The sequence below is a fragment of the Fontibacillus panacisegetis genome, assembly GCF_900102215.1.
Classification (GTDB): Bacteria; Bacillota; Bacilli; order Paenibacillales; family Paenibacillaceae; genus Fontibacillus; species Fontibacillus panacisegetis.
Genome location: NZ_FNBG01000062.1, coordinates 1 through 10312 on the forward strand (window position 1 = coordinate 1; position 10312 = coordinate 10312).

The window sequence follows — 10312 nt, forward strand, 5'->3', positions numbered from 1 at the left end:
AAGCTTTCAAACTGACCAGAAATGTCTTCAGAAGTAGGTATCCGTTCGTGATCCATCGCATTTCCAATATAATATCGTACATATTCTGCAACCAAACCAAATCTCTTATTGCCTTCGTCAATTAGTGCTTTTTTAGTTAATTCCATATAAACAAAGTTCGTAACTATAAACATAAACATAAAAATGATTAGTACCGAAACAGACAATCGGTGCCTGTTAAACCTTCCTCTAAACCCAATCATATTAAAAATTCCCCTTCTGCAGTAACAACTATGTCTAAATATTCATAGAGATAATTTTACCTAACAAATGATGTATAATCTATATTCATTTTAATAACAAGATAGCTGTTAGCAGGAGGGGGAAACTTTTTGAAGATTAGAAAAAACCAGAAATGATGATTGTTCGCTGAGTAAATAACCCCTCCCGCAGGTGCAGATAAACCTTCGTGCGATCGATCTGTAAGAGAGAGACTTCGCGGGCGTTATTTTACACAAAGGAGAATTCAAAGTGGCCGCGTTGCACGGTAATACCTAATTACTACTGCTTTTGATTGACGCTACCTTTTACATTGCTAACCTTGACATTGGCAGATTTGGATCGTTTGATGGCTACGTCTCCATCTACATGGTCCAAATCGAGTTTCCCGTCACTCACGTCAATGATCGCCGAACCGCCGATCTCTTGCGCGATGATGGTTCCGTTCACATTGTCGATATACAGATCGGCCGCCGCATTGACTATATTTATGTCGCCGTCACGATTGTTAATATGAACGTCGCCGCCAATGTTTTTAACATCGATATTTCCGTTTACATTTTCGAGATTCACGGCAGATGAAAGATCAGAAATTACGATCGCTCCGTCCTGATGCGAGTGGACTTGAACCGATAGCGCCTCGGGAATGACCACCTTTAAATTCACCGAGCCTTTTCCGCTGGCTAAAAATTGTCCTTTATAGAATGCCTTCAAATGCGCCTCGCCATCGCGCTCTTCCAGTTGCAACTGAAGCTTGTCCGGATCGATATTCCCGGAATGGCTGATCTCGGCAGAAACCTGAATAGTTTCACTACTTTTATCTCCTCTGATTTCGATGCTGCCATTTCGATGGTCGATTACCAACGATTTCAGAGTGGTCGCGTTCAAACTCAGCTCTTTGCTCTCGATCTCGGCTTCGGTTGAGGATTGACATGCAGAGAGCAGAAAGACGGCGGTGATCAAAACCAACAAATATTTAGTATATTTCATAATTACCTCCAGATGGATCGATTATTTTTGACCAAGCTGTACCTAAACCACGTCACGCTTGACAAAAGCAGGGTAAGAGATTAAATGCATGACAATAAGATGGAGCAAAATAAACACAACCGAAAAGCCTAACGTGATTCCCGGGACGGAAGGATCGTCAAGAAAATATTGCGTGAGATTCGTATGCGAAAATACGAAGTATTTCGTCCAGCCCCAGCTGTTCATCGCGGTTGCAATGACAAACCCCGCTACAGTGACGAGCAAAGAAATCACGATGGAGAAGGTGGAGCTTTTAAAGGCAGCGGATATCATAAAGGCTAAAGTAACGGTCAGTAGTAAAAACGGGATGTGGAGCAAGTAAGATTGAAACAAGGCCTGAATAATGGTCGTTTGTTCAACAGAGCCGTTTTTCACAAAGAGGAACGAACCTCCCAATCCCTGAAAACCGAGCACAACGCCTCCAAAAATAACGGAGATGATCGCCCCGATCAACAACAGTGCCAGTCCAAAAAGGATGGAGGCGATATATTTGGAAAAGTAAATTTTGGTCCTGCTCGCCGAGCGGGTCAGCAGTAGCTTGATAGTGCCGCTGATAAATTCTGCGGACACGATCTCTCCGGCAATGATTACAGATATTAAGGAGATAGCTACAATCAGATTGCCTGCCTGGTCTACAGCAAAACTCCAGGTATTTGTTGAAGGAGGCAAGTCCGTATCCAGATGATACTGATTCAGGAGGATGAGTTTCTCTGCCTGTTTGATTTCGATGGGCAATGCGTCGGGTTTGGATGCATCAAGTTTAAGAAAAGCTATGTCCTGTTCCAATTGAATGCGCCAGTCACCCTCCACAATGGCACTTCCTGACGACTTCAGATTAAAGATTTGAAGGATGACGAACAGCATGACGATGCCGATTAATATCCAGGTGCGCGTTCGTTTGTATATTTTCATATTTTCATTGCGAATTAAATGAATCATTTTTGTTGTTCCCCCTCTGTCATCTCCAAAAATGTATCCTCCAAAGTTGGCTTGAGCGTATGGACGCCATAGACTTGGATGCCCGCCTCTATCAGTTTTTGAGTGAATTCCGGTATCTGGGATTTTGCTATTCGCAGTATCACTCGGTCTTCATCCCTCCCGATTTCTTGTCCTACTGTTAAAGTTTGAAGAATTTGAACAGCTAGATCAGGCCGGTCAACTTCAAATTGCACCTGAACGTCGCTTACTTGTTTTGCAACCGTCAAGTCGCGGATACCGATTAACTTACCCTGCTGTAGAACGGCCACCCGGTCGCACATAAGCTCCATTTCTGACATTAGATGACTGGATATCATAATACCTACTTCTTCATGACGGGCCAGGTGTATCAAATGCGCTCTTAGCTCGCGAATCCCTGCCGGATCAAGTCCGTTTGTAGGTTCATCCAGCAGGAGCAGAGAAGGGCGGTGTACGAGAGCAACAGCCAAGCCCAAGCGCTGACGCATGCCCAGAGAGTAAGTGCCTGCTTTCTCATGAATGCTATGCTCCAGACCGACCAAAGCAATGACATCTTTGATTCGCTGTTCTGAGACGCCTTTGCTCATTCTGGAAAAATGAATCAGGTTATCGTATCCCGATAAATACTTGTATAAATCGGGATTCTCAACAATAACACCGATGTTGCTCATCGCTTTCTCATAATCATTTTGCGGATCGACTCCATTAATGATAATTTTTCCGGCAGTCTTGCTCATCAAGCCGACGATCATACGTATTGTCGTTGTTTTTCCTGCTCCATTTGGACCTAATAAGCCGAAAATTTCCCCCTTGTTCAGGTTCAGACTGACACCGTCAACAATGGTTTTTCTACCGATTTTTTTGGTGAGATGATCGATTTGTAATACTGGCACTCTTACACGCTCCTTTTGTTTTCCTGAATTGAATGGGTTATAATTGATTGTTGTTAATCAGGCTTTACATGGGTAAATCCTACTGAACGGACTGTCATATTGACCAGTTACAAACTGTCACTACTTGTTGTGATATGACTTTTGGAGCTTCGGGCCGTGATGATAGAATTATTCAACCATGACAGGGGACTAAAGTATGTTTGGAAGTTTTCAAATGATTCGGAAATGGTCTTGGCAAGATTGGACCATGCTGTGCATTCACGGATTGTGGGTTACCGCTGTTTTGTTATTTATGTATCAAGATCAGCCAGATTTTCCGTTAGGTTTCATATTACCTGCACTATTGGCAAGCCATTTGCTGCCGTTTGCTTTGGTGCATTTCCGGTACCCGTATTATCTGATGGCTGAACTTGTAATTGCAGGGGGAGTATCGGTTGCGCTTGCTTATCAGTTTGGCTTGCTTCGATTGTTCCTGCCCGTTCTCCTTATGCTGGGATTCTACAGCCGGGGAAAAGCACACGCAGTTGCAATGCCGCTTGCTGTGGGCGTTTTTGTGCTGAGTGCGATGGCTCCCGGTAGCCAGCTTTCGATAGAGCGTCCTTTCTGGGGACAAGGCGTCGTGGATGCACTGGTGCTTTATGGAGTCGGTTATGCCCTGCAAAAAGGAGCAGCTGCCATAACCCGTATCAGCAACAAACTTGTCATTGTGAAGGAACAGTATGCGATACTGGAGCAATATTCTTCTCAGATTGAGAAGATGACGCTACTGGAAGAACGTTTTCGTTTGGCCCGGGAACTGCATGACACGATAGGGCATAGTTATACTTCAATGATTCTGGGAATGGAGACGTTGCATTCTCACATTCATTCCCGGGAGGGAGAAGAGAAGCTCGCAGGGCTGTTAAGCTTGGCAAGAAGCGGACTGGACGATATTCGTCGTCAGGTGCACCGTATGGATCCGCTGGAGGAGTCGTTACCGCTGGATCAAGCTTTGATGCATATGCTTGAAGAATTCAAAGCAAGTACTGGGGTTCAGGTTTACTTTCGGACGATGGGAACCCCTTATCCCGTGATGAAGCAGGCTAAGCTTGTACTATATCGTTGCCTCCAGGAATCCATGACCAATGCCAGTCGCCACGGTCAGGCCAGCCGGATCGAGGTAACGCTTCAATATGATGCTAATTATTTAATGCTGCAGATTCAGGATAACGGTACTGGAAGTTCAGAGGTTCAATTTGGCTTCGGGCTGACCGCTATGAAGGATCGTTTGTCCGCGCTTCAAGGAAATCTTTATGTTCATTCAGACGAGGAACAAGGCACACTTGTAACCTGCACAATTCCCAACCGGACGAACGAGGGGGCCGAGCAAATCAAGGTTCTTATTGTAGATGATCAACTGTTGGTCCGTGAAAGCCTGAGATTGCTGCTTGGCGAAGAAAAGGATATGCAGGTGCGCGTTGCCGGAGATGGGAAGCAGGCAATAGATTCCTGCGAGAGAGAGTTACCGGATCTAATTCTAATGGATATACATATGTCAGAAATGGATGGCCTCAAAGCGATGAAAATAGTGAAGGAAAACTGGCCGGACGTTCGGGTAATAATGATGACTACGCTGGATGAAGTTGATTATGCTGCAGAGTCGCTACGCCTTGGAGCGGAGGGTTACCTGCTAAAGTCGATCCATCCGAAAGAACTCGCAGCTACGATAAGGCTGGTTTATAGCGGAGGTACGATGATTTCACCGCATGTCGCCCAGCAGCTTTTTCAACAATCCGAGAAAAACGTAGTTAATCCATACGAATTAACCGAGAGGGAACTGGATATCCTTCAGTGCTTGAGTGATGGGCAAAGAAACAAAGCGATTGCCGAGAAGTTGCATTTATCCGAAGGTACAATCCGCAATTATATTTCAACGATTTATTTAAAACTGCAAGTGAACGATAGGGACGAGGCAATAGCGAAGGCTAAAAATGAAAGACTGTGTGTAAATTCAAGCAGGCGGTAGCCTGGCATCCGCAATCTCCGAAGTTGACAAGGAAACAGAACAAAGCTCTTAAGAGAGGAATTTTCTCTTCTTAAGAGCTTTTTTGTATGCAGACAGTAAGGCGCCAATGACTGCTGATCAAGCCACCCCGACATAATTAAGGAATGATTAAGGATTGGCTAAAGATAAAATTAAGATTTGTGCATTATGGTATAAATGTACCGGATACCTAACTATGCAACTTGTCGACAAGCGAATGATCGTTTTCGTGTAAATATTGCACTGAAAACAAGAAGGAGAACGATATGAATACGAGAATGCGAAACCCTGTCATTGCGTTTCTGATAAGTGTACTGCACTTCATCGTCTTTTCGGTTCCCGCTTATGCGGCGGATATAACGAATATCGGGGAAACCCCTTCGGGGATTCCTTACGATCGGTTAGAGCAGGAGATCGATAGCTATGTAAACTCCCATATAGGAAAATCAACGCCCGGCGCCGCGGTTGTGGTAACCAGGGGTGATAAGGTCATTTTCTCCAAGGGCTACGGCTATGCCAATATCGAGAATAAAACCGCTGTCGATCCCGCCAATACCGTGTTTGCCTATGGCTCGATCAACAAAGCGTTCGTCTGGACGTCCGTGATGCAATTGGTGGAAGCGGGCAGGATAGAGCTGGATCAGGATATCAGAGCTTATTTTCCCCAAGAGTTCGCGAAGAAGCTGCGTTATGACAAGCCGATTACGATGTTGGATATTATGAGCCATACCGCCGGCTATGAGCAGCATCCGCTCAGTACATTTACTCCGTCGGCGGAGAATCTGACTTCGCTGGAAGAGACGTTGTTGTCTTCCCAGCCAGAACAAATCTATGAACCTGACAAAGTCATCGCCTATTCCAATTTTGCCACCGCCTTGGCCGGTTTGGCGGTCGAGAAGGTCAGCGGGGAAGCTTTCTCCGACTATGAAATGAACCATATTCTGCGTCCACTGGGAATGAACCGCAGTTCCGGTCATCCTACACTAGGAGATCGCCCGGATTTACGGGATGCGGCGGCAACAGGTTACGCAGTAAAGCAGGAAGGTGGCTTTGAAGCAAGAGCGCGCTATTATGTTCCGTTGTATCCTGCGGGAGCCATGGAAGGAACGGCGGAAGATCTGGCCCGATTCGTGATGGCGCTGAATGCCAAGGACAGCCCGTTGTTCACCCGGCCGGAAACCATGAGGAGCATGCTCTCCCGGAGCTATACGCCGAACGAGGATATTCTGTCCAATGCGCATGGATTCTGGGAATACCGGGCCGAGCCTCATGTCGTTGGGCACAGCGGGAATGTGAAGGGATTTTCCGGCAATTTTGCCGTCGTCCCCAATGAACAGCTTGGCATTGTTGTCTTGACGAACACGGAGATCGAGCAAAAACTCACCTCAGGCATCATCAATCTGCTGGTACAGGACAAGAAGAAGTTACCTGAAATGTTGGTCCCTGCAGCAGATTTGTCGCCATCCAGCCAATTAGCTGGCTATTATGTACAATCGGGCGGAACCTACACCACTTATCACGAGCTCATCAATTATTTGGGGTTAATTAAGGTGGAGGCCAAGGGCGCACATGATCTTACTCTGAGCGTGATGGGCTTATCAGGAGATATGAAACAGATTAGTCCGAATGTTTATAAATTCGACAAGTCCGATGATCCAAGATTTGAAAGATTAGCGCCGATCCTGTACGCGGAAATTTCGGATAGCCAAGTTGTACGCTTAAGCAAAGGAATTGCAACGGACATATTGCCGGTCAAGGGAGGTCGCTCGATCCCGGCACTGATGGGTTATCTGGTGTTGGCTGCAATTGCTGTTTTGTTTTTTATGCTAGCCCCGCTTGTGATCTTGATTCAGTGGCTGTTACGAAAAAGAAAAGGAAGTCTCTCAGCTCCAGCAGCCTATCGTTTGCTGAAGGCCGCTATCGTGTGCGGGACCATTCTGACAGTCAACATCCTGTATCTGCTGGTTAACGCCTTGATCAACGAAAACATGACAGTAGGCCAGATGAACTTTGGCGTCGCCTTAAACTGGGTTCTGGCCATACTAGGCGGCACGCTGATTATGCTCTCTTTTGTTAAAGGCAAACATCAGACCGGGCTCAAACGGATAAAAAGGGACCAGATCGGGGTGGCTGTACTGTTCTCCGGCTTTGCTCTGCTGCTGGCCAATTGGCACTTCTTTCATTTCATTCAAAATTAAAATTGAATAAGCTCTTAAGAAGCGCAAGTTCGCATCTTAAGAGCTTTTTTATGCAGACAGTCAAGAATTCAATGACATTCTACTGATTCGCGTTTTCTAATTTACTTCAACAAGCTGCGTATCGTTTCCACTACTAACTCCGGCTGATCGTGGATCACCATATGGCCGCTCTTCTCCGCAACAATAAGCTGACTATCCGTGGAAATCTCCAGCATCTTTTGCTGGCCAGCCTGCCAGATGGACTCCAGCTTCCGGCCCCCCTCCTCGGAAATACCGGCTTGGGCGTAATCCTGCGCCATACCCCGTGCAATGATCCGCACAGGCAAGGACCCCAAACGTTGCCCGCGGATGGCATCCTCCGTCGTTCCGGCCCAATTTCCTTCTTCTTCTTTTGCTTCAAAAAAGCTGCCCTTGGCAATTACATTGACAAACTGCTCCCGGTCCTCCTTAGCTACTTGACCATTCAAGAGCTCATCTTTTAAAAGACGTAAAAGCCCCGAATGCTTGATCAACTTAAGAGTTGAGGCCGAGGGGTTACCCACAAATTTCTCCTGCTTCAAAATTTCCGCGGTGTCACGCGCATCATCCTCTGGTCTCGCGTCAATAAGAACCAACCCGACAACTTCGTCCCGATAGGTTTCAGCAAAAAGCCGAGCATACATTCCTCCCAAAGAGTGGCCCACCAAAAGATAGGGCCCGTGAATTCCTTCCTTTTCCAGTGCGGTATGAAGCTCACGAACGATATTCTCACCGGTTCGATCACTATTCGCCGGTTCGCTCCATGCATATCCTGCGCGGTCATAACTCACGACCGTAGCGAATTTAGCCAGCTCATCAGGGATCTGACGCCAGGAGAGGCTGGTTTCGCCGCTTCCAGCCTCGAGCAGAATGGTGGGGGAGCCGGTACCAACTTTAACAAGATGAAGATTATAACCGCCTGCATCCACCAATTTACCCGGAGGGGGATAATTCCGGGCGGATTGCTTTGAGGCGATTGCTTCATATGCGAATCCAGACCCGATAGCCAGAAGGAGAAGAGAGGTCATCAATAACAATCCCCATTTCAGCTTTTTCCAATGTGATGTTTTTCCGTGCTTTACTTTCACCGTGTTCATTAATCTGGTTCCTCTCCATAATTCTATTTCTTTATTCAGTACAATGTACTATAAAAATTATTTTAGCACGTTGTATTAAAAAAGAAAAGCAAGTATAATAAAGACATGCCAAAAATCGTTGACCATGACAAACAAAGACGTATCGTTGCCGAAGCCGCTTTAAGAGTAATCCGGAAATCGGGGCTGGAGCATGCCACCGTCCGCAGGATTGCAGAGGAAGCAGGACTGTCCGTAGGCTCTATGCGGCATTATTTTTCTACACAGGAGGAACTGTTCTCGTTTTGCATGGGGCTGTTTGTGGAACGGGTAGAGGAGAGACTGGAGAATTTAAAATGGGAAGGTCCTCTTGTGAATGATTTGAAATGTATGCTGCTGCAGTTTTTGCCTATGGATCAAGAGAGAACACTGGAAATGGAGGTTTGGTTTTCCTTTAGCGCAAAGACCCTGATTTATCCGGAATTAAAAAAATTAAGCAATAACATGCAGGATGGAATGCATAAAGCGTCGCAGTTCGTGCTGGACAAGCTTGTAGCGAACAAGCTGGCCAAGCCCGGTCTTGACATAGATCTGGAGACGGAGAAATTGTATGCGCTTATCGACGGATTGGCTATACATGGGATTTTGCAGCGTGATCGGTTGATGCCGGATAGGATCGAAAGCATTGTGGAGCAGCATCTTCGAACATTATACTTTGATGTTAATCAAAATAAGTAATAACTCAAATAGGCTGCCGTATTGGTAACCTATTTGAGCTATATTTGAGATATCATTATTTTCTATAAATCTGCAGCTAAGGTTTTTGATCCATTATTCCTTTAAGATATTTAATTGGACCTTCCGACCTCTTTCCGGCAGCCTGACATTAGACTACAGAGATACGTAAATTGAAGTAGGGCCTGCAATAAAGGTATTCGTTGTGCCCCAAGCAAGCTGATTGCCGTTCGAATCAACTGCTCTAATTTCTATTTTGTAGGCGCTAAACGTCTCCATCCCGACATCTCTGTTTTGAGTACCCACTAAAACACCCTGAGTCCCCCACTCAAGCAGGCTGCCGTTTTTGTACACGAAATACTCATAGTAAGCAGCGCCAGGAACAGTTCTCCAAGAAACGTTAGCGAAGAAATAAGACTGAGCAGAAATCGAGTTAGAATTGACAGCACTTGCGGCTGCTGGAGCAGCAGCTTGAGTGCTGTCTTGGGCAAAAGCTGGAACAGCGGCAGTAATTAAGAGAGCGGTTGTAAGTACGAATGCAAACATTTTTTTCATTGTTCGGCACACTTCCTTTTCAATTTTTTAACACCTTAAGTCTGTGAAGTATAATAAAAGATCTGGCTCCTATATATTACCATTATTTACAATAAGGGATAAATAGTTCTGAATGGCTATTTATGGGTATATATGTAATAAATGATTCTTAATTCCCAGATAACTACAGCCATCCCGGCACTGGCACTAGGCCGTAAAGTCGTGGCCTTGCTGATTCGATCCAGAAGCCAGGAGTGCGAGCTGCTTATCGTAAAATGCTGCGACAAAAGTTATTAAGAAAACGGACTTTTTTGTTTGAAAGGAGGGGGCGAACAGCAAAGGAACAGATTGGGCAACAGAAGAAACTTAGAATAGAGGGAAATGACTGAATGATAGTAGTAGTGGCTACGTAACGGAAGCCACCGAAGAAAAAAGACCACATTACACAAGTGTCGAGGGACAAGAACATAGTTCCATTGAAAGTCGCTATTTTGGCGACTTTTTTATTTAGGCTTTAGCCAGTTGAGCTCGCGAAGCGTGCGAAACAAAAAACCACCCGCTATGCGGGTGGAGGGAACGAGGGTTTGACCAACA

The 10312-nt window shown here is 45.7% G+C and carries 9 protein-coding genes; 3 read left to right on the forward strand and 6 right to left on the reverse strand.

Features of this window, described 5'->3' with window-relative positions:
• The 4 genes from BLS49_RS24035 to BLS49_RS24050 all read right to left on the reverse strand — a co-directional run.
• On the reverse strand, positions 1-242 hold a 242-nt coding region (locus tag BLS49_RS24035), incomplete at its 3' end, for a hypothetical protein (RefSeq protein ID WP_139173179.1).
• 298 nt (positions 243-540) lie between these two features.
• On the reverse strand, positions 541-1146 hold the full coding sequence (locus BLS49_RS24040; protein ID WP_139173180.1) for a DUF4097 family beta strand repeat-containing protein: 606 nt from the start codon (positions 1144-1146) through the stop codon (positions 541-543).
• A 144-nt stretch (positions 1147-1290) separates the two neighbouring features.
• Positions 1291-2226, reverse strand: a complete 936-nt coding sequence (locus tag BLS49_RS24045; RefSeq protein WP_091236607.1) for an ABC transporter permease — start codon at positions 2224-2226, stop codon at positions 1291-1293.
• Positions 2223-3137 (reverse strand): ABC transporter ATP-binding protein, encoded by a 915-nt coding sequence (locus BLS49_RS24050; protein WP_091236609.1) that lies wholly within the window; start codon positions 3135-3137, stop codon positions 2223-2225. Before BLS49_RS24050 ends, BLS49_RS24045 begins: the two co-directional genes overlap by 4 nt.
• 196 nt (positions 3138-3333) lie before the next feature.
• On the opposite strand from BLS49_RS24050, the gene BLS49_RS24055 reads away from it, so the two are divergent.
• Together BLS49_RS24055 and BLS49_RS24060 are read left to right on the forward strand one after the other, a co-directional pair.
• Positions 3334-5142: a helix-turn-helix transcriptional regulator gene (locus tag BLS49_RS24055; protein WP_091236610.1), complete on the forward strand. Its 1809-nt coding sequence runs from the start codon at positions 3334-3336 to the stop codon at positions 5140-5142.
• Positions 5143-5426: 284 nt separating this feature from the next.
• Positions 5427-7358, forward strand: a complete 1932-nt coding sequence (locus tag BLS49_RS24060; protein ID WP_091236613.1) for a serine hydrolase domain-containing protein — start codon at positions 5427-5429, stop codon at positions 7356-7358.
• Between the two features lie 101 nt (positions 7359-7459).
• On the opposite strand, the gene BLS49_RS24065 is transcribed toward BLS49_RS24060, so the two are convergent.
• A complete protein-coding gene (locus tag BLS49_RS24065; RefSeq protein WP_245742764.1) occupies positions 7460-8404 on the reverse strand; it encodes an alpha/beta fold hydrolase in 945 nt (314 codons plus the stop codon).
• A gap of 174 nt (positions 8405-8578) precedes the next feature.
• Here BLS49_RS24065 and BLS49_RS24070 point away from each other — a divergent pair, with 174 nt between their 5' ends.
• Positions 8579-9187 (forward strand): TetR/AcrR family transcriptional regulator, encoded by a 609-nt coding sequence (locus BLS49_RS24070; RefSeq protein ID WP_091236619.1) that lies wholly within the window; start codon positions 8579-8581, stop codon positions 9185-9187.
• Between the two features lie 153 nt (positions 9188-9340).
• Here BLS49_RS24070 and BLS49_RS24075 read toward each other — a convergent pair whose 3' ends face one another.
• Entirely contained in the window at positions 9341-9739 is a 399-nt protein-coding gene (locus BLS49_RS24075) for a hypothetical protein (protein WP_091236621.1), read from the reverse strand.
• Positions 9740-10312 lie beyond the last annotated feature (573 nt).

Coding starts and splice junctions, on each gene's coding strand:
- BLS49_RS24070 (WP_091236619.1), top strand. CDS start 8,579: ATGCCAAAAATCGTTGACCATGACAAACAAAGACGTATCGTTGCCGAA.
- BLS49_RS24060 (WP_091236613.1), top strand. CDS start 5,427: ATGAATACGAGAATGCGAAACCCTGTCATTGCGTTTCTGATAAGTGTA.
- BLS49_RS24055 (WP_091236610.1), top strand. CDS start 3,334: ATGTTTGGAAGTTTTCAAATGATTCGGAAATGGTCTTGGCAAGATTGG.
- BLS49_RS24065 (WP_245742764.1), bottom strand. CDS start 8,404: ATGACCTCTCTTCTCCTTCTGGCTATCGGGTCTGGATTCGCATATGAA.
- BLS49_RS24045 (WP_091236607.1), bottom strand. CDS start 2,226: ATGATTCATTTAATTCGCAATGAAAATATGAAAATATACAAACGAACG.
- BLS49_RS24075 (WP_091236621.1), bottom strand. CDS start 9,739: ATGAAAAAAATGTTTGCATTCGTACTTACAACCGCTCTCTTAATTACT.